Source organism: Lysobacter sp. Hz25 (assembly GCF_046097045.1).
GTDB classification, from domain to species: Bacteria; Pseudomonadota; Gammaproteobacteria; order Xanthomonadales; family Xanthomonadaceae; genus Lysobacter; species Lysobacter antibioticus_B.
On the sequence record NZ_CP175666.1, the window covers coordinates 2,282,541 to 2,305,068 of the forward strand.

Annotated in this window: 16 protein-coding genes; 8 read left to right on the forward strand and 8 right to left on the reverse strand. The window is 68.3% G+C overall.

The features are described from left to right. The first annotated feature begins 194 nt into the window (after positions 1–194). From rpsP to ACKN61_RS09730, 5 genes are all read left to right on the forward strand, one after another. Positions 195–452 (forward strand): 30S ribosomal protein S16, encoded by a 258-nt coding sequence (rpsP, locus tag ACKN61_RS09710; protein WP_057917552.1) that lies wholly within the window; start codon positions 195–197, stop codon positions 450–452. A 44-nt stretch (positions 453–496) separates the two neighbouring features. Continuing rightward, positions 497–1,012 carry a ribosome maturation factor RimM gene (gene rimM, locus ACKN61_RS09715; protein ID WP_408953297.1) on the forward strand — a complete coding sequence of 172 codons (516 nt, stop codon included), beginning with the start codon at positions 497–499 and terminating at the stop codon, positions 1,010–1,012. 112 nt (positions 1,013–1,124) lie between these two features. Next, entirely contained in the window at positions 1,125–1,961 is an 837-nt protein-coding gene (gene trmD / locus ACKN61_RS09720; RefSeq protein ID WP_408953298.1) for a tRNA (guanosine(37)-N1)-methyltransferase TrmD, read from the forward strand. Positions 1,962–2,096: 135 nt separating this feature from the next. Then, positions 2,097–2,504 (forward strand): 50S ribosomal protein L19, encoded by a 408-nt coding sequence (gene rplS / locus ACKN61_RS09725; protein WP_223619390.1) that lies wholly within the window; start codon positions 2,097–2,099, stop codon positions 2,502–2,504. Positions 2,505–2,799: 295 nt separating this feature from the next. Then, on the forward strand, positions 2,800–3,165 hold the full coding sequence (locus ACKN61_RS09730) for a hypothetical protein (protein WP_152566190.1): 366 nt from the start codon (positions 2,800–2,802) through the stop codon (positions 3,163–3,165). A 70-nt stretch (positions 3,166–3,235) separates the two neighbouring features. On the opposite strand, the gene ACKN61_RS09735 is transcribed toward ACKN61_RS09730, so the two are convergent. Continuing rightward, positions 3,236–4,780, reverse strand: coding sequence for an MATE family efflux transporter (locus ACKN61_RS09735; RefSeq protein WP_408953299.1), 1,545 nt, complete (start codon positions 4,778–4,780; stop codon positions 3,236–3,238). A gap of 137 nt (positions 4,781–4,917) precedes the next feature. Between ACKN61_RS09735 and ACKN61_RS09740 the strand changes: the two genes are divergently transcribed. Continuing rightward, positions 4,918–5,337 (forward strand): RNA-binding S4 domain-containing protein, encoded by a 420-nt coding sequence (locus tag ACKN61_RS09740; protein WP_408953300.1) that lies wholly within the window; start codon positions 4,918–4,920, stop codon positions 5,335–5,337. Between the two features lie 108 nt (positions 5,338–5,445). Here ACKN61_RS09740 and ACKN61_RS09745 read toward each other — a convergent pair whose 3' ends face one another. The 6 genes from ACKN61_RS09745 to ACKN61_RS09770 all read right to left on the reverse strand — a co-directional run bounded on the left by ACKN61_RS09745 (position 5,446) and on the right by ACKN61_RS09770 (position 17,266). After that, on the reverse strand, positions 5,446–6,078 hold the full coding sequence (locus ACKN61_RS09745; protein WP_031371756.1) for a DUF937 domain-containing protein: 633 nt from the start codon (positions 6,076–6,078) through the stop codon (positions 5,446–5,448). 255 nt (positions 6,079–6,333) lie between these two features. Beyond that, positions 6,334–8,514 carry a catalase/peroxidase HPI gene (gene katG, locus ACKN61_RS09750; RefSeq protein WP_408953301.1) on the reverse strand — a complete coding sequence of 727 codons (2,181 nt, stop codon included), beginning with the start codon at positions 8,512–8,514 and terminating at the stop codon, positions 6,334–6,336. Between the two features lie 607 nt (positions 8,515–9,121). Beyond that, positions 9,122–12,259 (reverse strand): AAA family ATPase, encoded by a 3,138-nt coding sequence (locus tag ACKN61_RS09755; RefSeq protein WP_408953302.1) that lies wholly within the window; start codon positions 12,257–12,259, stop codon positions 9,122–9,124. A gap of 476 nt (positions 12,260–12,735) precedes the next feature. After that, positions 12,736–15,279 carry a DNA mismatch repair protein MutS gene (mutS, locus tag ACKN61_RS09760; protein WP_408953787.1) on the reverse strand — a complete coding sequence of 848 codons (2,544 nt, stop codon included), beginning with the start codon at positions 15,277–15,279 and terminating at the stop codon, positions 12,736–12,738. 216 nt (positions 15,280–15,495) lie between these two features. After that, on the reverse strand, positions 15,496–16,206 hold the full coding sequence (locus tag ACKN61_RS09765; RefSeq protein ID WP_408953303.1) for a hypothetical protein: 711 nt from the start codon (positions 16,204–16,206) through the stop codon (positions 15,496–15,498). A gap of 46 nt (positions 16,207–16,252) precedes the next feature. Next, entirely contained in the window at positions 16,253–17,266 is a 1,014-nt protein-coding gene (locus ACKN61_RS09770) for a M15 family metallopeptidase (RefSeq protein ID WP_408953304.1), read from the reverse strand. A 547-nt stretch (positions 17,267–17,813) separates the two neighbouring features. Here ACKN61_RS09770 and ACKN61_RS09775 point away from each other — a divergent pair. Together ACKN61_RS09775 and ACKN61_RS09780 are read left to right on the forward strand one after the other, a co-directional pair. After that, on the forward strand, positions 17,814–20,342 hold the full coding sequence (locus ACKN61_RS09775) for a TonB-dependent receptor (protein ID WP_408953305.1): 2,529 nt from the start codon (positions 17,814–17,816) through the stop codon (positions 20,340–20,342). A 504-nt stretch (positions 20,343–20,846) separates the two neighbouring features. Continuing rightward, a complete protein-coding gene (locus tag ACKN61_RS09780) occupies positions 20,847–21,347 on the forward strand; it encodes a CinA family protein (RefSeq protein WP_408953306.1) in 501 nt (166 codons plus the stop codon). Between the two features lie 144 nt (positions 21,348–21,491). Here the strand turns inward: ACKN61_RS09780 and ACKN61_RS09785 are convergent, their stop codons facing one another. Beyond that, positions 21,492–22,433, reverse strand: a complete 942-nt coding sequence (locus tag ACKN61_RS09785) for a GNAT family N-acetyltransferase (protein ID WP_408953307.1) — start codon at positions 22,431–22,433, stop codon at positions 21,492–21,494. Positions 22,434–22,528: the final 95 nt, after the last annotated feature.

The following is a 22,528-nucleotide window of genomic DNA, read 5'->3' on the forward strand; positions in this document are numbered from 1 at the left end:
GCTCAGCCGCGGCCGCTACGGGACTGGAAGCGGCTTCGTTCAGGAATGAGGCCCCGGAAGCTCGCGATCCGGCCCGATCCAGCCCGATCCCGGCTGGGGGGCAGGGCCCGGGTTTGCCCAAGCCGCGGAATCGGTTAAACTTTCCGGCTTACCCCGTCATTCCGACGGCTGGGCAACACAGGAAAGCAGACCCCATGGTCAAGATTCGACTGACCCGCGGCGGCGCCAAGAAGCGTCCGTTCTACCACATCATCGTCACCGACAGCCGCAGCGCCCGCGACGGCCGCAACATCGAGCGCGTCGGTTTCTACAACCCGGTGGCCAATGGCGCCGAAAAGCGCGTCGAGCTCAACGTCGAGCGCGTGAAGCACTGGGTTTCCCAGGGCGCGCAGCTGACGGAAAAGGTCGCCGACCTGTACAAGCAGGCCGTCAAGGCCGCTCCGGCCGCCTGAGCCGGCGGGCCGCGCGCCTGGCGCGCGGCCCGGTTACCGCACCGATGACAGATTCCACGCGCCGCATCCTGCTGGGCAGGGTGCTTGGCGCTTTCGGTCTTCGCGGCGAAGCCAAGCTCGAGTCCTGGACCGAGCCGCGCGTTGCGATCTTCCGCTACCAGCCCTGGATCGTGCGCGACCCGCAGGGCCGCGAGCGCGAGCTTTCGGGCGTGCGCGGTCGCGAAAGCGGCAAGTACCTGATCGCCAATTTCCCCGAGGTCACCGATCGCGACACGGTCGAGGCCATGCACGGCACCGAGATCTACGTGCCGCGTTCGGCGCTGCCGCCGCCCAAGGCCGGCGAATACTACTGGGTCGACCTGGAAGGCCTGCGCGTGGTCACCACCGAGGGCGTTTCGCTCGGCACGGTCTCGCACCTGTTTTCCACCGGCGCCAACGACGTGCTGGTCGCCCGCGACGACACCCGCGAGCGCATGATTCCTTTCGTACTCCCGCAGTACGTCACTTCGGTCGATTTCGACAGCAATACGGTCACGGTCGACTGGGATCCCGAGTTCTAGGAACGAGTGAAGAAGAACGAGGAACGAGTGCGTTCCCGTTTCTCTCGCGGCGTTTCGGCAGTTCCCGCATTGCCACTCGTTTTTCTTTACTGGGCACTCGTTCCTCGCTCCCATGCGCATCGACGTCATCAGCCTGTTCCCCGAATTCGTCGCCCAGTGCGCCGCGTTCGGCGTGGTCGGCCGTGCCGGCGAACGCGGGCTGCTGTCGCTGCACGGCTGGAATCCGCGCGATTACGCCGAGGGCAACTACCGGCGCGTCGACGAACGTCCGTTCGGCGGCGGTCCCGGCATGGTGATGCTGATCGAGCCGCTGCGTGCGGCGATCCGCGCCGCGCGCGCGGCCGATCCGACCCCGGCGCGGGTGGTCTATATGAGCCCGCAAGGCGTGCGCCTGGACCAGGCCAAGGTCCGCGAACTGGCCGCCCACGAGCGCCTGATCCTGTTGTGCGGCCGCTATGAAGGCGTCGACGAGCGCCTGATCCAGGCCGAGGTCGACGAGGAAGTCTCGATCGGCGATTACGTCCTGTCCGGCGGCGAACTCGCCGCGGCGGTGATCGTCGATGCGGTCGCCCGGCTCCAGGACGGCGCCCTCAACGACGCCGAGTCGGCGGTCCAGGACAGTTTCGAAGACGGCCTGCTCGACTGTCCGCATTACACCCGCCCGGTCGAGCACGAGCTCGGCGGCGTGCCGGCGGTGCTGATGTCGGGCAACCACGCTCATATCGCGCGCTGGCGCCGGCAGCAGGCGCTGGGCCGGACCTGGCAGCGCCGGCCCGACCTGCTCGACGAGGCGGCTTTGTCCAAGGCCGACCGCAAGCTGCTGGAAGCCTACCGGGCCGAGCTGGCGGCCGCGCAGGCCGCCGCAGAGCCGGGCGAGGGCGGGGCTGGAAGCGTTTCCAGTGCCGATCAGGCGCCGGCCAAGGCTCCCGGCCCGGGCCGGACGGCCTGAGACGACGGCCCAAGCTGGCAACCCGATTAAAAATGCCGCTATAATTAGCCGCTTAGCCGTACCCATTTGCTGTACCGATGCCATGACGCGGGTCCACGTGCACTCGCGCAACAACTAATCCAACAGGCCGCACCCATGAACAAGCCCTCTATCCACACCCTGCTGCAGAACTTCGAAGCCGAACAGATCCAGCGCAAGCTGCCCGACTTCAGCCCCGGCGACACCGTCGTGGTCAACGTCAAGGTCAAGGAAGGCAACCGCGAGCGCGTCCAGGCCTATGAAGGCGTGGTCATCGCCAAGAAGAACGGCGGCCTGAACTCCTCGTTCACCGTCCGCAAGATTTCACACGGCTTCGGCGTCGAGCGCGTGTTCCAGACCCACAGCGCGATCATCGACTCGGTCGACGTCAAGCGCCGCGGTAAGGTTCGCGCCGGCAAGCTGTACTACCTGCGCGGTCTGGAAGGCAAGAAGGCCCGCATCAAGGAAGACCTCGCTGCCTACGCGCGCGCCAAGAGCGCTGCCGCGGCTACCGCAGCCGAGTAATCCCGTCGCCGCGCCTCACCGCGCAGCGCATCGAACGGCCGCCGCAAGGCGGCCGTTTTCGTTTCCGGCGGCGTCAGGCCGAAGCGAAACGGCGGCGGCTGGAACGAGCCGGTTCTCGCGGGCTTTCGACATAGCCGCAGCGCTGCTGACGCAGCCGTCGAGCGCGTCCGCGACATTGGCCGCAACGGCCCCGCTTTTCGACCGCTCGCGGAATATACGCCGGGGGCCGGTTCGCGCTAGATTCCCGACGCGGCGCCGCCCGCACGATGCCGCCCCCGCGGCAGGAGAGCGCAACGTGAATCCCGGTTTGTCCGAAGGCGATATCTGCACCTATCTGCGCAGCGACGGCGCCTGGGGATTCTTCTGGGTGCAGCGGATCGATGCCTTGCCCGACGGCCGCGATGCCTTGTCGCTGCGCAAATTCGACACCCACACCGCCGAGGAAGTGCTGCGCGAGCACGTCGACGAGGTCGCCGAACTCAAGAGCCTGCGCCTGCTCGGTCATTTCCCCATCGTCGGCACGCGCGTGGCCGAGGTCGAACCGCGGGTGATCGGCCATCTGCCGGTACGCGAGAGCGACCTGGAGGGCTATCGCATCTGGCGCGAGGCTTTCGACAAGGGCGAGGCCGGGGTGTTTACGCTGCCGTTGCAGGACATCTGACCCCGCCCGCCGGCATGGCGGCGCGCGAATCAGCAGCGTCTACGCGCCGCAATTCCGACCGGCGCGTCTATCAACGAACGCGGGGCTCGCGCACAGACGCGGCGACGATATCGATCTCGCCGGTCTCGTGGTTCTCTTCAGGACTCGCATCGGCCACCGGCGCCGGCGGCGACGCGGCGATTTCGGCCGGGGTGGCGATGGTCCGGGCGGCGATCGGCGCGACGACGCGCTCGGGCGCGGCCATCATCCGCGAACGTCGCCAGCCGCCCCAGCGGTAATAGGCGATCGACATCAGCATCGAGCACAGCGCGCTGACCGGGAAACTCCACCACAGCGCATCGGTACCGATCACCGGCTGCAGCAAGGTCGCGAACGGCACGCGGATGCCCCATAGCGCGAAACCGAGGATCAACAACGGCGGCACCACCGCGCCGGTCGCGCGCACCACGCCGGAAATCACGAAGGTCACGCCGAAGAACAGGAACGACCAGATCGCGATGTGGTTGAGATGGCGCGCGATCTCGAACGATGCGCTGCCTTCCGGCAGGAACAGCGCCAGGGTGTAGCGGTCGAACAGGATCAGCGGCACGATCAGCGCGCCGGTCATGAGGAAGTTGAAACCGGTGCCGGTGCGCGCGGTCGCGTCGACGCGGTCCCAACGCCCGGCGCCGACGCTCTGCGCGGCGATCGACGAACAGGCCGCGCCGATCGCCATCGCCGGCATCTGCACATAGGTCCACAACTGCAGCGCGGCGCCATAGCCGGCCGCGGTGCCGGTGCCGTGGGCGTTGACCAGGCTGATCATCGCGATCATCGCCAACGAGATCAGCACCATCTGCAAACCCATCGGCACGCCCTTGACGATCAACGCGCGCAACACGGTCGGGTCGATCTTCAGCAGATGCGCGTCCTGCCGGCCGAGCCAGAGCACGTGGCGCTTGCGCCGCAGGTGCAGCAGCATCGCCATCAGGCCCAGGCCCTGGGCGAAGAAGGTCGAGGCCGCCGAGCCGGCGATGCCGAGCGCGGGGATCGGCCCCCAGCCGAAGATCAGCAAGGGGTTGAAGGCGATGTCGAGCACCACCGCCATCAGCAGGAAGCGGAACGGCGTGCGCGAATCGCCGGCGCCGCGCAGGGCCGCGGAAATGAAAGCGAAGGCGTACAGGAACGGCATCGACAGGAAGATCACCCGCAGGTAGTCCTCGGCCAGCGGCAGCGCCGCCGCCGGCGTGCCCATCGCGCGCAACACCGGATCGGCCATGAACCAACCGGCCGCGGCGATCAGCGCCGACAGGCCGATGAAGAAGGTCGCGCTGGTGCCCATGACCCGGCGCGCGCGCGCGGTGTCCTTGGCGCCGATCGCCTGGCCGATCAGGATCGTCGCGGCCATGCCGATACCGAAGATCGAACCGATCAGGAAGAACATGATGTTGTTGGCGTTCGCGGTCGCGGTCAGCGCGGCTTCGCCGAGATAACGCCCGACCCAGATCGAGTTGATCGAGCCGTTGAGCGACTGCGCGGCGTTGCCCGCCATGATCGGCAGCGCGAAAGCGATCATCGTGCGTCCGATCGGACCTTCGGTCAGCAGATGGCTGCCGCGTGAGGGGCTGGGGGCCATGATGGGATCCGTGCGGAGTCGGCGCAGTATGCCGGCTGATCGGTGAGCCGGTCGTCGCCCTGCCTGCGTCGGCAGCGGGAAGGTCGGCCCGCGGCCCTCAGTTGCCGTGTAGCAAGGCAGTGGTATCTTTCGCGCCGATGAGCAAGCAAGAGATTCCTTCGCCGCCGCCGCAGGCCTCGGTCCGTCTGGATCTGTGGTTGTGGGCGGCGCGCTTCTTCAAGACCCGCAGCCTGGCGCGGCAGGCGGTCGAGACCGGCAAGGTCGAGATCGGCGGTCAGCGCGGCAAGGCCTCGCGCGCGCTGCGCGTCGGCGACGCCCTGCGCATCGCGCGCGGCGAGGAAATGTTCGAGATCGCCGTGACCGGGCTCAGCGATACGCGCGGGCCGGCGAGCGTCGCCCAGACCCTGTATGCGGAAACCGAAGCCTCGCGCCTTGCCCGCGAGCAGGCCCGGGCGATGCGCGTGGCCGAACGCAACGGCTATCGCGCGCCGGAGACCAAGCCCGACAAGCGCGCGCGGCGCTTGATCAAAGCCCTGGGCGATATCGACGCGCTGTGAGTCGCGCGCGCGTCGCCGGTCGATAACGACGAATCGACGGCAGCGAAAACGAAAACGGCTGCGCCTGGGCGCAGCCGTCGTCGATACATCGGGAAAACCCGCCTGGATTCAGCGCTGGCCGCCGCCGAGCAGGCCGCCGCCGATCTTGAGCAGATCGCCCAGGCCCAACTGGCCGTCGCCGTCCTGGTCGAGCACCGCGCCGAGCAGGCCGCCGCCGAGGCCGCCCTGCTGGGAAATACGCTGTTCTTCCTGGCCGAGCACCTGACCGAGCGCTTGCGGCGATGCCGCCTGGTTGCCGCCCGACATCATGCGTTGGGCGAGATAGGACAGCACGATCGGCGCCAGTACCTTCAACAGCGTATTCGCCTGGCTGCCGCCGAGGCCGGTGGCTTGGCCGAGACCTTCCGCCGCGGTTTCCTGGCGGCCGCCGAAGATATGGCCGAGGATGCCGGCGCCGTCGGTCTGCCGGCTTGCGCCGCCGCCGCCGAGCACCGCACCGAGCACGCTGCCGATGTCGAGACCGCTGCCGGCGCCGGCATGGTCGCGTTGCAGCGCGCCGAACAGCGCCTCGGCGCCCTGCGGCTGGCTGGCGTTGCGGCCGAGCGCGCCGAGCAGCAAGGGCAGGGCGGCGCTCACCGCGTTCTGCGTCTGCGGTTGCGACAGCCCGAGTTGGCTGCCAAGTTGCGCCAGCGGCTGGCCCTGGAGTTGGTTGAGAAGGTCGTCGGTCAGCGAGGCGCTCATCAGGGTCGGTCCGTTGCGAGGAACCCAGATGCTAGCGCCGGCTGGTGAGCTTGGGGTGAGATTCGCGGGTTTTTTTCGATAGCACACTTGCCCGCCGATAAGCGGGCGATAGAAGGGCGATAAACGACGATTCATGCGATCCGCGGCGATCCGCCGCTCGGGCCGCGAGACGCAGACTCGCGCAGCTACCGGCTCGGAAACGCAACGGGCCGGCCATCCGGCCGGCCCGTTCGAGTGGAAGCCGTGCTGGCCGGCTCAGGCGAGGTCGAAGCGATCCGCGTTCATCACCTTGTTCCAGGCGGCGACGAAGTCTTGGACGAACTTCTCCTGCGCATCCGAGCTCGCATACACCTCGGCCAGCGCGCGCAACTGCGAGTGCGAACCGAACACCAGGTCGACGCGGGTCGCCGTCCACTTCAGTTCGCCGCTCTTGCGGTCGTGCCCTTCGAACACGTCCTTGGCGTCCGAGACCGCCTTCCACACCGTGCCCATGTCGAGCAGGTTGACGAAGAAGTCGTTGCTCAGCGCATCGGCGCGATGGGTGAACACGCCGTGCCGGCTCGGGCCGACGTTGGTGCCGAGCACGCGCAGGCCGCCGACCAGCACGGTCAGTTCCGGTGCGCTCAGATCGAGCAACTGGGCCTTGTCGATCAGCAACGATTCGGCGCTGACCTCGTACTTGCCCTTGAGGTAGTTGCGGAAGCCGTCGGCGATGGGCTCGAGCACGGCGAAGGAATCGACGTCGGTCTGCGCGGCCGTGGCGTCGGTGCGTCCCGGAGCGAACGGCACCTTGACCGGATGGCCGGCGTTCTTCGCCGCTTGTTCGACGCCGGCGGCGCCGGCCAGCACGATCAGGTCGGCCAACGAAACCTTCTTGCCGCCGGATTGCGCGGCGTTGAAGTCCTGCTGGATCGCTTCCAGCGCCGACAACACCTTGGCGAGCTGCGCCGGCTGGTTGACCTCCCAATCCTTCTGCGGGGCCAGGCGGATGCGCGCGCCATTGGCGCCGCCGCGCTTGTCGGAGCCGCGGAAGGTCGAGGCCGAAGCCCAGGCGGTCGAGACCAATTGCGAGACCGGCAGGCCCGAAGCCAGGATCTTGCTCTTGAGCGCGGCGATGTCCTGCTCGTCGATCAAGGGGTGATCGACGGCCGGAACCGGGTCCTGCCAGATCAGTTCTTCGGCCGGGACTTCCGGGCCGAGGTAGCGTGCGCGCGGGCCCATGTCGCGATGGGTCAGCTTGAACCAGGCGCGGGCGAAGGCGTCGGCGAGTTGATCCGGGTTTTCCAGGAAGCGGCGCGAGATCTTTTCGTAGGCCGGATCGAAGCGCAGCGACAGGTCGGTGGTCAGCATGGTCGGCGCGCGGCGCTTGTTCGGGTCGTGCGCGTCGGGAATGCTGCCGGCGCCGGCGCCGTCCTTCGCGATCCACTGGTGCGCGCCGGCCGGGCTCTTGCTCAGTTCCCATTCGTAGCCGAACAGGTTTTCGAAGAACTGGTTGCTCCACTGCGTCGGCGTGCTGGTCCAGGTGACTTCCAGGCCGCTGGTGATCGAATCGCCGCCGAGGCCGCTGCCGAAGCTGCTGGCCCAGCCCAGGCCCTGCTGTTCGAGATCGCCGCCTTCGGGTTCGCGGCCGACGTGCGATTCGGGACCGGCACCGTGGGTCTTGCCGAAGCTGTGGCCGCCGGCGATCAGAGCGACGGTTTCCTCATCGTCCATGGCCATGCGGGCGAAGGTCTCGCGGATGTCGCGGGCCGCCGCCAGCGGGTCGGGGTTGCCGTTCGGGCCCTGCGGATTGACGTAGATCAGGCCCATCTGCACGGCGCCGAGCGGGTTCTCCAGGACGCGGTCGCCGGAGTAGCGCTTGTCGCCGAGCCAGGTGGTTTCGGTGCCCCAGTAAACGTGTTCTTCCGGCTCCCACACGTCGGCGCGGCCGCCGGCGAAGCCGAAGGTCTTGAAGCCCATCGATTCCAGGGCGACGTTGCCGGTGAGGATCATCAAGTCGGCCCAGGAGATCTTGTTGCCGTACTTCTGCTTGATCGGCCACAGCAGGCGGCGGGCCTTGTCGAGGTTGCCGTTGTCCGGCCAGCTGTTGAGCGGGGCGAAACGCTGTTGGCCGGCGCCGGCGCCGCCGCGGCCGTCGAAGGTGCGGTAAGTGCCGGCGCTGTGCCAGGCCATGCGGATGAACAAGGGGCCGTAATGGCCGAAGTCGGCCGGCCACCACTCCTGCGAGTCGGTCATCAGCGCATGCAGATCGTTCTTGACCGCGGTCAGGTCGAGGCTCTTGAAGGCTTCGGCGTAGTCGAAGCCCTCGCTCATCGGGTCGGCATGCGGGGTTTGTTGATGCAGGACCTTGAGGTTGAGCTGGTTAGGCCACCAGTCGCGATTGGAGGTGCCGCCACCGGCGGTGTGATTGAAGGGGCATTTGCTTTCGTTTGACATGGCTACGTGCCTTTGAGGATGTGGATCCGGCGACTGGGGACGTGGGGCTGGGTGGCGCAACGATGCGCACACGGGCCGCCCTGGAGCGGACTCGTGCGAGCTGTTTCAGAAAGGGGGCGACGGATCGGTCGGGTGATCGTCGCGGGATGAAAGCGATCCGTGCGAGTGCGCCGAGGCAGGATGAGGACGTTCGCGGACCGGACCGTCGGAGGCGGTGGTCGGCGACATCGGGTGTGGCTCGTCCTGCTGGCTCATCGCTGGCGTTCCGTGTCACGAGGGGACGAGGGAACGATAGGCCGGGACCATCCGCATGTGAAATCGATCCTTTCGACTTATCCGATAGGGAACGGCTATGGACGGCGATGCGCGACGGCGGCACCGCCGCTCCATCCAAGACGGATCATGGAAGGCTTATCGCTGCGAGGCCGTGACCGCCTGACGGATTCGGAAGGGTCGTACAGCCGGCCGATTTGATCGCGGTCGACGGCCGGGACGAGTAGCAGCGACTCAAGCCGCGACCGCGTGGGCACGGCCGGTGACGCTCTCGCGGCTTGCGCCGCTGCTACCCATGAGATGTGCGGCGCATCAGGCGCCTATCAGCCGCACATCAGCCGCCCTGCATGACGTCGAATTCGCCGCCGAGCACGCGGTCGAGACGGCCGCTGCGCCAGCCGCGCACGCCGTCGCGGACCAAGGGCGAGGGCGACTCGCGGTAACGCCGGCTGATGCGCCGCTCGCCTTCGGCCGCGGCCTGGGCGACGCGCGCGCGACCCGGCAGGTCCGGCGCCACCTGTACCGACAACGAGACGCGGCGGGTGACGCCGTCCTCCTGGTCTTCGAGCACGTGCAGGCCGGACTCGGCCTGCAGCAAGTCGAAGGCGCCGAAGCCGCTCACCGCCAACCAGGCCTTGCAGCGCTCGGCGTCCTGGCGCAGCACTTCCACGCGCATGTTGCGGCGCTGCGCCCAGGCCAGGTACATCGCCAGCAGGCGCTGCCACCACAGGCGCAGGTCGGGGCCGTGGCGCAGGTGCGCGGCTTCGTCGGTATCGATTTCGATCAAGGCATCCTGTGGGCGCTGTTCGCGAACGGCGTCGACCGCCAGGCCGAGCAGGAACAGCAACTGGGCGATGCGGCCGGCGAATTCGTCGTTGCCGCCGTCCTCGCGCAGGCGATGGTGCATGCGGTGGGCGGTATCGAGCGCGCTTTCGATGCGGTCGCGGCGTTCGATGCGGTCGAGCACCAGATGGCGGTCGCCCGCGTTCCAGAAATCGGCCTCGGCCATGCGCGCGTAATCGGCCTCGCGCGCCGTGACCCAGTCCTGCGAGGTCACGGTGCGGTCGAGTTGCTGCAGGCGGGCATCGAGCCGCGCGACCGACGCCGCCGCGGCCGATGGCGCATGCACCAAGTCGCGCAGGTCGCCGGCGTCGGCGGGCGCTGCGACTTCGGCCACGGCGCCGTCGTTGCGCCGCGACGCGTCGGGATCGATGAACTGCACGTCGAGCTGGTCGCCGGCGCTGCGCACGAACAGGAACTGGTCGCCCTGCGGCGCGCGGTGTTCGACGATGCTGCGCGCCAGAGGGGCGAGCAGGTAGTGCTCGATCGCGCGGCGCAGCGGCCGCGCGCCGAGGTCGGGGGTGAAGCCGCGGTCGAGCAGGAACTCGATCGCCGAGGGCTCCCATTCCACCGCCCAGTCGCGATTGCGCAGGCCGCGCCGGGTCAGCACGCGCTTGAGCTCTTTGTGCAGGATCTCGCGCATCAGGCTGCGGTCGAGCGGATTGAACAGCACGATGCGGTCGAGGCGGTTGAGGAACTCGCGGCGGAAGGTCTCGAACAGCGCCTTCTCGACCGCGTCGCGGGAATAACTGCCGCGCGCCGAGGTGAATCCCGGGCCGGCGCTGCGCGAGATGGTCGAGCCGACGTTGCTGGTCAGGATGATGATGCTGTGGCGGAAATCGGCGGTATGGCCGCTGCGGTCGCTCAGGCGCGCATCGTCGAACACCTGCAGGAACAGGTCCCAGACTTTCGGATGGGCCTTCTCGAATTCGTCCAGCAGCACCACCGAGAAAGGCTGCTCGCGGATGCGCGAGGTCAGCGAACGCACGCCAGTCTGGCCGCCTTCGTCGGCGGTCAGGCGCCAGGCCGAGTCCTCGGACTGGAACTCGCTCATGTCCAGGCGCAGCAAGCGTTCGTCGCTGCCGAACAAGAGCTCGCCGAGCGCCTTCGCCAGTTCGGTCTTGCCGGTGCCGGTGGGGCCGGCGAACAGGAATACGCCGATCGGTCGGCTGCTGTCGATCAGCCCGGCCTTGAGCATGGCGATGCGGTCGAGCAGGGCGTCGACGGCTTCGTCCTGGCCGATCACGCGCTGGCGGAAAAACGCGCGCAGACGGTCGAGGTCGAGGCTCTGGCGGTCGTCGATGACGTCGAGCGGCAAGCCGCTGCGCTGGGCGATGGTCGCCAGCAGGCGCTCGGCGTCGAGCGGCAGCGCCGGCGGCGTTTCCGCCAGCGCGCTCTGCAGGGCGTCGTTGAGCAGGCGCAGCAGGCGGCCGGGTTCTTGCTGCTCGGGGAAATACTGGGCCGCCATGCGCGCGCCCTCGGCGAGGGTGCGCGCCTCGGCGACCGGGCGGCCGAGGCGTTCGCTTTCCAAGCGCGCCCACTCGGCGGCGATCGCCTCCAGCGCGTCGGCTTCGGTCGGCAACAGCGGCACGATTTCGACGTGATGCTTGATGACCGGGCGCGCGATCAGCAACTGCGCCAACTGGCGCGGGGTGATCTCGCCGATCACGCGCAGCTGGCCGCGTTCGATCGCCGGCAGCACCAGATCGAGCAGGCCGCGCGGGTCGCGCGAGTGCGAGCCCTTGGCGAGCAGGTCGAAGAACTCCGGCGCGCGCCACACCGCGCGCTTGCGATTGAGCACGCCGAGCATCTCGCGCACCCGCTCTTCGAGTTCGCCGATGTAACTCTGGCCGGACAGGATCTCGGCCGCCGAGGCCTCGAACACCAGCCAGCCCTCTGCTTGGAGACGCTCGGCCAACAGGTCGATCAGCACGGTCTTGCCGACGCCGTGTTCGCCGGAGACCAGCACCGAAGCGGCGTCGTCGCCCGACAGCAGTTCGTGCAGGCGTTCGAGTTGGCGGGCGAGGGCGGCGTGGACGATGCGCGTCTGCGCCTTGGCGCTGGCGTTGACCCGGCCGAAGGCGCCGAGCACGCGGCTTTCGCGGCGCGCATTGGTGGCGTGTTCGGCCTGCTCGATCAACGGTTCCAATAGCGGCGACTGGAAGCGCTTGAGGGTGTCGCGCAACTGCGTCGAGGCGTGCTCCTCCAGTTCCTCCAGCGCCGGCGCGGCCGGCGCCGGCCCGAATTGTTCGGCCCATTGCAGGTAGTCGCGCAGTTGCTGGCGCACCGGGGCGAAATCCCACCACCACGGCTGGGCATGGCGCAGGAGCTTGGGCAGCTCGCTGGCGTCGGGACGGGTGCGCAGGTACTCGATCAGGAAGTGCAGCGGGTAACCGCCGAACTGGCCGACGTGTTCGAACACCGGGTCGAGCGCGACGTCGCTGCGGCGCGGCAGGGCCTTGGTGATCATCGATTGCAGCACGTAGCCGGTGCCGCTGAGCTGGCGCACCAGGTCGGCGGCGCTGAAGGCTTCGCTCGCGACCAGATCGACGCCCTGGTGGAATTCGGGCAGGGCGAGCAAATCCTGCGGGCGCTGGATGCGTTCGTCGATCGCATCGATGGAACGGACCAACCGAAGTAATCGATCCTCTGGTGCTTCGTTCGTTTCCGAAGTCGATTCAATCGGTGCTTCGGCTTCGTTTTGGATTTGCTCGACAGCCGGTGCGTTTTCCGCATCCGCCCGCAGCGCATCCGTCACGGGAGCGACGACCGCCGCCTGCGGCCGATACAGACGCGCGAGAATCAGGCCGGCGATCAGGCCGACGACGAGTAATAGGGCTTCCACATGCGCTCCGGTGTCCGTTCCGGGCACTAGTTTAGCGGTTCGTCCGATAGGGACCGTGCGCTATGACTGTCGGCGGCGATGTCGTTTGATGCCGCCATCGATCTCTCAGTCGTCGTCCCCGCGAAGGCGGGGATCCAGAGACTTCAGAGCGATGTCGCGGTAGAGCCCTGGATCCCCGCCTGCGCGGGGATGACGGGATTATCGGGGCGGACCGCGGCGGGCAACCAAGCGGCACCCGTCTGCGTCGTCACCGTACTCTGCGCTCAAGCCAGCGCCTTGATCCGATACAGCGCTTCCAAGGCCTGTTTCGGTGTCAGTTCGTCCGGATCGACTTCGGCCAGCGCATCCAACGCCGCCGACGAGGTCGCGAACAGGCCGAACTGCTGCGGCTGGTCGAGCGCGGCGGTGGCGAACGAGGGCTTGGGCGTCTCGCGGCCTTGTTGTTCCAGCTCGATCAAACGCCCGCGCGCCTGCTTGACCACCGACTTCGGCAGGCCGGCCAACGCGGCGACCTGCAAGCCGAAGCTGCGATCGGCCGGGCCGTCCTTGACCGCGTGCATGAACACCAGTTGGTCGCCGTGCTCGACCGCGTCGAGGTGGACGTTGGCGATGCCGTTGCCGGGCTCGGCCAATGCGGTGAGCTCGAAGTAATGCGTCGCGAACAAGGTGTAGGCGCGGTTGCTGTGGGCCAGGTGGCGCGCGCAGGCCTCGGCCAGGGCCAGGCCGTCGTAGGTCGAGGTGCCGCGGCCGATCTCGTCCATCAGCACCAGCGACTGGTCGGTGGCGTGATGCAGGATGTAGCTGGTCTCGCTCATCTCGACCATGAAGGTCGACTGGCCGCGGGCGAGGTCGTCGCCGGCGCCGATGCGGGTCAGGATGCGGTCGATCGGGCCGATCAGCGCGCGCGCGGCCGGCACGAAGCTGCCGATGTGGGCGAGCAACACGATCAGCGCGTTCTGGCGCATGTAGGTCGACTTACCGCCCATGTTCGGGCCGGTGATCACCAGCATGCGGCGGCCGTTGTCCTCGTCGAGGATCAGGTCGTTGGGCTCGAACGGGTCCTTGCGCACCGCCTCGACCACCGGATGGCGGCCGCGTTCGATGCGCAGGCCGGGCGTGTCGCCGAGTTCCGGCTGCGACCAGTCCAGCGCCTGCGCGCGTTCGGCGAAGCCGCATAGCACGTCGAGCTCGGCCAGGGCAGCGGCGCAATGCTTGAGCGGCTCCAGGCGTTCGTTGAGGGCGTCGAGCAGTTGTTCGTACAGCAGCCGCTCGCGCGCCAGCGAGCGCTCGCGCGCCGACAGCACCTTGTCCTCGAACTGCTTGAGCTCCTCGGTGATGTAGCGCTCGGCGTTGCTGAGCGTCTGCCGCCGGGTGTAGTGGGTCGGCGCCTTGTCGGCCTGGCCCTTGCTGATTTCGAGGTAATAACCGTGGACGCGGTTGTAGCCGACCTTGAGCGTGGCGATGCCGCTGCTGGCGCGTTCGCGCGCTTCCAGGTCGACCAGGAACTGATCGGCGTTGGTCGACAAGGTGCGCAGTTCGTCGAGTTCGGCGTCGTAGCCGGCGGCGAACACGCCGCCGTCGCGGGCCAGCACCGGCGGCTGCGGCACGATCGCTTCGGCCAGCAGATGCGCATGGGCGTCGTGTTCGCCGAGTTCGGCGCCCAGCGCGTTGAGGCGCGGCGCATCGAGCGGCGCCAGGATGGCGCGCACGTCCGGCAACAGGCCGAGGCCGTCGCGCAGCGTCGACAGGTCGCGCGGGCGCGCGCTGCGCAGGGCGATGCGCGAGAGGATGCGTTCCAGGTCGCCGAGCGCGCGGAAACGTTCGCGGATGTCGTCGCCGGCGCGGCTTTCGATCAAGGTCGCGACCGCCTGGTGGCGATGACGCAGCACGCTGCGATCGCGCAGCGGGCGGTGCAGCCAACGCCGCAGCAAGCGCCCGCCCATCGGCGTCACGGTGCTGTCGAGCACGCCGAGCAGGGTGGTGCGGCTGTCGCCGTCGACGCGGCTGTCGAGTTCGAGATGGCGGCGGGTGGCCGCGTTCATCGCGATCGCGCCGTCGCCGGATTCGATCGCGATCGAAGTCAGGTGCGGCAGGCGCTGCTTCTGGGTTTCCTCGACGTAGCCGAGCAAGGCTGCGGCGGCAGCGATCGCCAGCGGCTTGTCTTCCAGGCCGAAGCCGCTGAGGTCGTGCAGGCCGAAGAAACGCAGCAACTGGCGGCGGCCGCTGTCGACGTCGAACAGCCACGGCGGACGGCGGCGCATGCCGCTGCGTTCGGCCACGAACGGCGGCCAGCCGTCTTCGTCGGCGACCAGCAATTCAGCCGGCTCCAGCCGGGCCAGTTCGGCTTCCAGCGCGTCTTCGCTGGCGACTTCGTTGACCAGGAAGCGGCCCGAGGCCAGGTCGGCCCAGGCCACGCCGTAAGCGTGCTTGCCGCGAGCGACCGCCAGCAACAAGGTGTCGCGGCGTTCGTTGAGCAGGGCCTCGTCGGTGACCGTGCCCGGGGTGATGATCCGCACCACCTTGCGTTCGACGATGCCCTTGGCCAGGGCCGGGTCGCCGATCTGCTCGCAGATCGCCACCGATTCGCCGAGCGCGACCAGGCGGGCGAGATAGCCTTCGGCCGAATGGTGCGGCACGCCGGCCATCGGGATCGGTTGCCCGGCCGAATTGCCGCGCTGGGTCAGGGTGATGTCGAGCAGTCGCGCCGCCTTGCGGGCGTCGTCGTAGAACAGCTCGTAGAAATCGCCCATGCGGAAGAACATCAGTACGTCCGGATGCTCCGCCTTGGCGGCGAAGAACTGGCGCATGAGCGGGGTGTGGGCGTCGAGATTGCGGGCGCTGGAAGAGTCTGGGGCGGACACGAAATACCGGGTGTTCTGATGCGGGAGGAGCCGGCGCGCTGGGCTGCAGGCGGGCGCACAGTATGCCAGCCGGGCTCAGGCCCGGGCCGCGCCGGTCTGCGGGCACGGCACGCGCTGGTCTGCGTTGCCGGGGCGGGACTGGCCCGCGTGCGATGCGCGCGCTCAGCGGCCGTTCGCGCTCCGATACAGCAGCAATCGTCCTGCGTCCTCGCCGACCCACCAACGGCCGTCGTGCGACACCGCGACCGGTTTGGCGGAACTGTCGGCGGGGGCGACGAATCCGGCTGGCACGGCGCGCGGCGGTTGCGTGCGTTTGCCGGCGACGCCGCCCGGGTCGCTGGCCGCATCGGCGACACCGGCCGGCAGGGGGTCGGCCGGGTAGCGGGTGATGGCGCAGCGCGGGTCGACCCAGGCCGGATGACGTAAAGGCCCGACACCGTCGGAATGGCCATAGCCGGCGGCGGCGAGACCGTCGTCGGCGGTACCCAGCACGCGGCTCAAGTCGGCGGCTTCGCTGCGGCAGCCGAGGCGGCCGTCGCGCCAGCGCTCGGCACGGTCGCCGACCAGCCACAGGTCGCCGTCGGGCGCGTAGGCGAGGTCGGCGATCTCGCTGTCGGTGGCGAAGTCGGCGACGCGGCCGGTGTGCAGGTCGAGGACGTGCCAGCGTTTGCCGTCGCTCCAGGCGAGCAGCGGCCGGCTCGGGTGAAACGCGACCGCGCCGGCTCCGGCGAGCAGACGCGGCGGTGCGGCTTCGGCGGTGGCCGACGCGGTGGGCGATGCAAGGGCAGGGCGCGCGGCGCCGGCCCGGCAGGCCGGCAACAGGGCGACCGCACAGGCGATCGCGAGACAAAGGCGGTGCGCGTGGCGACTCATGTGCGGACCAGTCTAGCCATCGCGAGGCGAGGCGCCGCGGCCTCGGTCACGGTACCTGGCCGATGCCCATGCGATCCCAGACCGCCTCCAGCCCGCCCTGGCGATGGCTTTGCATCATGTTGCGCGCATCGCCGGCGTCGAAGCCGGGGTGGTACTCGACGTGCGGACGGTCGGTAAACCCTTGCCAGTTGCCGCCCCATTCCAGGCCCTGGGCGACGGCGATCTCGCCGTAACGGTCCCAGTTGTTGGTCTCGGCCCAGCTCGGCCGGCCGTTGGCGTCGTTGAAGACCAGGTCGACCGCGACACCGTAGTTGTGCCAGGACTGGCCGGCGCGCGCGTTGGTGACCCGGTTGCCCGGCGCGGTGCGGCCCTGTGCGTAGAGAGCATCTTGTTCGGCGAAGGTGCGATAGGCGGTGTCCACGCGCATGTTCATACCTTCGCGGCGCGCCTGTTCGATCACCGCGGTGACGCGATTGGCGACTTCCTGATTCAGATTGGGGTCGGCGAGGCGGCCGCGCGGATCGGCGGCATGCAGGTCCACCAGGGTCCGGGTCTGCGCGCCGACTTGTTCGGTCAGTTGCACGCGAGTGCTGATGTTGTCGTAGACGCTGCGCGTGGCGGTTTCGTTGGCGAGCTGGACGGTGCCGTCGTTGCGGATCGTGCCGACGGTCCGGCCCTGGGCATCGAGCAGGTTGCCGTTCTGGATGCCGTAGGTAACGCCGTCGAGGGTCAGGGTGCCGGCGTCGGGCGTCAACGAGGACGGTGTCGCCTGCGGGTTCAAGCTCACTTCCGCTGCGCCCTGCAGATAGGTCGCGGTCGCCGCGTTCGGCGCGCTCATGAAGGAATTGAGCGATTCGACTTTCTGTTCTTCGCTGAGCTGGCCGAAATTGCGGTCGGCGACCAACTGGTCGAGCGCGGCGACCGCCTGCGGGTTCTGCGCCAGCTCGGTGCGGATCTCCTCCTCGCGCTCTTCGCTGATGCTCGGCGTGGCCTGGGCCTGGGTGGCCGAGGCGGTGGATTGCGATTCGCTGCTGTGCGATGCGCCGTTGACGCTGTCCATGGGCGTAGTCCTTGTTCGGGGGAACGGCCGGAACTTCGCCGCCTGGGCGAGGTTCCACGGAAGGTTCGCCTGCATTGCACGCCGCATGCATCGCTGTCGCCACCTGGGACCGACCCTAGCGCCGGCGGACCGATGACGCAGTTTTCGTGCACGGCTGTGCAGTCGCGTTTGCGCATTCCGACACGGCGGTGTCGTGCTCTTGCTTCACGAACACGCGAACGTTCGTTCGTTTTTAAGCCGCGAACCACGATGCGACGCGCTTCTACGCTTTTGCTTGCGTTTGCCTACACAAAGGTGTTGCATCGCCGCATGACGTTCGTTAACAGCGTGCTAATTTCCGCACGCCGATTCGATCCACGCCTCACAAACTCAGGCCGCAATCGCTCACGGATTACGTATCGAACAAGGATGTGATCCGCGCAGGGGACGGCGCGGTATCGCAGACACGGGTCGGACCCCCGGACGCATGCCTTCATCTTGCGCACCCGCCGCACCGGACATCGAAGTCCAGCACGTCCCGAACGTTTTCAAACTTGGGGGAAACCAGATGATCGCTCGTCAGCCGGGTCGCAAGTCCTTGTCTTTGGCCATCGCCTTGTCAGTGGCGTCGCTCGCCGCGACCGCACAGGCGCAACAAACCGGTGCCGCGCCCGCCGAAGAGGAGGCCACGACCTTGGCCGGCCTCACCGTGACCGCGCAAAAGCGCGAGGAGGCCATGCAGGACGTGCCGATCTCGATTACCGCATTGCCCGAGCAGTTGCTGCAGGACACCGGCGTGCGCGACGTCAAGGACCTGCAGGTGCTGGTGCCGGGCCTGACTGTGAGCAGCACCCAGAGCGAAGTGCAGACGGTGGCGCGCATCCGCGGCATCGGCACGGTCGGCGACAACGCCGGCCTGGAGTCTTCGGTCGGCGTGGTCATCGACGGCGTCTACCGCCCGCGCAACGGCGTCGGCTTCGGCGACCTCGGCGAGATCGAACGCATCGAGGTGCTGAAGGGCCCGCAGGGCACGGTGTTCGGCAAGAACACCTCGGCCGGCGTCATCAACGTCATCACCCGCCGGCCGAGCTACGACACCACGGTCGAGGGCGAGCTGACGATCGGCAACTACGGCGCGGTCGGTCTGGCCGGCTCGTTCAATACCGCGATCGGCGAGAACGCCGCCTTCCGCGTCTACGCCGGCAAGCGCAAGCGCGACGGTTTCACCGACGTCGAGATCGGCCGCGGCCCGCGCGGCGAGCGCGAGGACGGCGACCAGAACTTCCACACTTTGCGCGGCCAGCTGTTGTTGGAGCCGACCGAGAACCTCGACATCAACTTCATCGCCGACTACAGCAGCCGCGAAGAGAACTGCTGCGTCGGCCTGACCACGGTGCGCGGCCCGACCTCGGCGATCATCAATGCGCTGGTCGGCGGCACCGGCGTGGCGCCGGTCGCCGATCCGTTCGCGCGCGTGGCCTGGAGCAATCGCCCGACCACCCAGGACATCAAGGACAAGGGCATCTCGGCCGAGGTCAACTGGATCACGCCCTGGTTCGGCGGCGCCACCCTGACCTCGATCACCGCCTCGCGCGACTGGCAGGCCATGAACGGCCTGGATTTCGATTTCACCACCGCCGACCTGATCTACCGCAATCCGGACCCGGACGAATCCTTCACCGGCTTCAAGCAGTTCAGCCAGGAGTTCCGCCTGACCGGCGCGACCGACAAGCTCGACTGGATGTTCGGCCTGTTCTATGCCGACGAAGACCTCAAGCGCAACGATTCCTACAGCCTCGGCGCGCACTACGAGCCGTATCTGTCGACGGCGGTGTTGAGCCAGATCGCCGCGCGCTTCCCGGCCGGGCTGATCAACACCGCCAATGCCGCGACCTTCTTGTCGCAGGCTTCGGGCCGCCCGTTCGGCAGCAGTTTCGGCGGGCTCGGTGCGCTCGACCGCTACCAGCAGAACAGCAAGAGCGTGGCCTTGTTCACCAACAACACCTGGCATGCGACCGACGCCCTCGATATCACCTTGGGCCTGCGCTACACCAAGGAGAACAAGGAACTCGACTCGGTCTACAGCAATCCCAACGGCGGCCTCGGTTGCGGCGCGGCACTGTCCAACCCGACCCGGGTCGGCGCGGCCCTGGCCGCACGCGGCGTGCCGGCCGCGGCGCGCGCGGCGCTGGTCCAGCAGGTGGTCGGTTTCATGTGCCTGCCGTGGGCGAACACCCTGCACAACGGCCGGGTGACCAACCAGGAGCGCGACGAGAAGGAATGGTCGGGCACGATCAAGGCGGCCTACCGCTGGAACGAGCACGTCATGGGCTACGCCTCGGCCGCGCGCGGCTACAAGGCCGGCGGCTTCAACCTCGACCGCGTGCAGTCCTCCAACGGCCTGTCCTCGGGCACCGCCGGCATCGCCCCGGTCAACGACACCTCGTTCCCGGGCGAGTTCGTCGACAGCTACGAGCTCGGCGCCAAGACCACCTGGGCCGGCGGCAACCTGCTGCTCAACGCGACGCTGTTCCACCAGACCTACACCGACTTCCAGCTCAACAGCTTCCTCGGCACCAGCTTCGTGGTGCGGTCGATCCCGGAAGTGGTCTCGCAGGGCATCGACACCGAGATCCTGTGGCAGACCGGGTTCAAGGGCCTGATGCTGCAGGGCGGCCTGATGTACGCCGACACCAAGTACGGCAACGACCCGCTGCCCGATGCCGACCTGGCCAAGTTGCCCGGCGCGCGGGCGAGCTTCGCGCCGCTGTGGTCGGCCTCGGCTTCGGCCACCTACCAGTGGGACTTCGGCGCCTCGCTGGTCGGCCGCTTCAACATCGGCGCCAAGTACTCGTCCGACTACAACACCGGTTCCGACCTCGACCCGGAGAAGGGCCAGGAGGCCTACACCGTGGTCAATGCGCGTCTCGGCATCGGCGCCAAGAACCGGCGCTGGATGGTCGAGGCCTGGGCCATGAACCTCACCGACGAGGAGTACAAGCAGGTCGGCTTCGACGCCCCGTTGCAGACCGGCTCCTGGAACGCCTTCCTCGGCGCCCCGCGCACCTACGGCGTGACCTTGCGGGTGATGTACTGAGTATCGCGGGAGCGGCGGCAACGCCGCTCCCTCTTTGCTGATCGTTCCGGTCTTTTGTAGGAGCGGCGTAAGCCGCGACTGTGCCGCCGCAACGACGTCGCCACCTCATGCAACCCCGCGTCCCGTGTCGCGGCTCGCGCCGCTCCTACCCCAAAGCGGTTGCGGCGCGGCTCAAGGGTAGGAGCGGCGCAAGCCGCGACCGTGTAGCCGCACCGACGACGTCACCACATGCAACCCCTCGTCCTGTGCCGCGGCTCGCGCCGCTCCTACTCCAAAGCGGTTGCGGCGTAGCTCAAGGGTAGGAGCGGCGTTAGCCGCGACCGCGTCGCAGCAACTAGGTCGTCACCCGATGCAACCCCGCGTCCCCGTCGCGGCTCAGGCCGCTCCTACAGCGATACCGCGTCGCGCACAGGGATGTCTCCACACCGCATCGGCCGTCCATCCCGGCCGTCCATCCGACCGTCCAGGCAAAGCCCGACCCGCGACGCCCGTTATAGTGGCGCCATGACGCCCGATACCAGCGACTCCGCCCTGCGTGGCCTCGCCGAACGACTCGGCGAGGCGGCGCGCCTCAACCACCACATGCTGGTCACCGCCGAGAGCTGCACCGGCGGCTGGATCGCCAAGACCCTGACCGATATCGCCGGCTCCTCGGCCTGGTTCGGCTGCGGCATCGTCGCCTACAGCTACGAGGCCAAGCAGTCGCTGCTGAGCGTTCGCCCGCAGACCCTCGAGCAATACGGAGCGGTCAGCCGCGAGACGGTGATCGAAATGGTGTCCGGCGCGCTGGCCAATACCGGTGCGACCATCGCGGTTGCGGTGACCGGCATCGCCGGCCCCGGCGGCGGCACCGACGACAAGCCGGTCGGCACCGTCTGGATCGCCTGGAAACGCCGCGGCGGTTACCCGATGGCCGAGGTCTTCCATTTCGACGGTGATCGCGAAGCGGTGCGGCGCAAGACCGTCGCCGCGGCGCTGCACGCGATGCAATCGCTGACCGGCTGAGCCGGCCGTGGGCGCTCAGACGCTTGCTGTCGCCAGGCGCGACCCGGTCCGGTCGCGTGGCGGATCCGCCGACTCGGTCGCCGCGCCGATCACGCCGATCCATCGGTGGGTCGGCTTCGACCCGGCCAAATCCGCCCTGCTCGATCAATCCAACGCGCGCGTCCAGACCTGGCCGACCAGGTCATGGCCGAAGCTGTGGTGCGGCGCCTGTTCGATCAGACTGAAGCCGCAGCCTTCGTAGATCTTCCGCGCCGAACTCAGCACGTCGTTGGTCCACAGCAGCATCCGCCGATAGCCGGCGCCGCGCGCGAAGGCGATGCAGGTTTCAACGAGACGACGGCCGACGCCCAGTCCGCGTGCGCGCGGGTCGACCAACAGGCAACGCAGTTGCGCGGTCGCGGCATCGTCCTCGTTGCGGACCACGAACACGCAGCCGATGCGTTCGCCGTCGAGTTCGGCGATCCAGCAGCGCTCGTATTGCGGCTCATGGTGGGTCGCGAAACGTGCGAACAAGGTCGCGACCAGGGCCTCGAACTCGCCGTTCCAGCCGTACTCGTCCGCGTACAGCCGGCCGTGGCGCTCGATCGCCCAGCCGATGTCGCCGATCCGGTGCTCGCGCACCAGCAAGCGCTGCGCAGCCGGCAGCGACGGCGTCGACAAGGCTTGTTCGGCGTCGCGGATCGCGCGCAGCAGGCGGTCGCGATCCAGCGCCGACAAGGCCGACAGCATCGCCGCGGTCGACTCGTGCGAGCTGCGGTCGAGCGCGGCAAAGGCTTCGCGGCCTTTCGCCGACAGGGTCAGCACGAAGCTGCGCGCGTCCTGCTCGGAGCGGGTTTTCTCGATCAGACCGGCGCCGGCGAAGCCCTGCAGAATGCGGCTCAGATAACCCGGATCGAGGCCGAGCACCTCGCCGATTTCGCGCGCGGCGACCGGCTCGCGCTGGGCGAGTTCGAACAACACCCGCGCCTGGGTCAGCGGGAACGCGCTGTCGAGCAGGTCTTCCTGCAGCACGCCGATCCGGCGGGTATAGAAACGGTTGAAGGCGCGGACGGCATCGACGTCGGCGGTCTCGGCAGCACCGGCCATGAAGGGGCTCGCAGAGATGGGTAGGCGAAGGCCAGACTAGGTAATTGTTTGACTTTGTCAATTAAATGACTGGCGGAGACACTTGCTCCCATGGT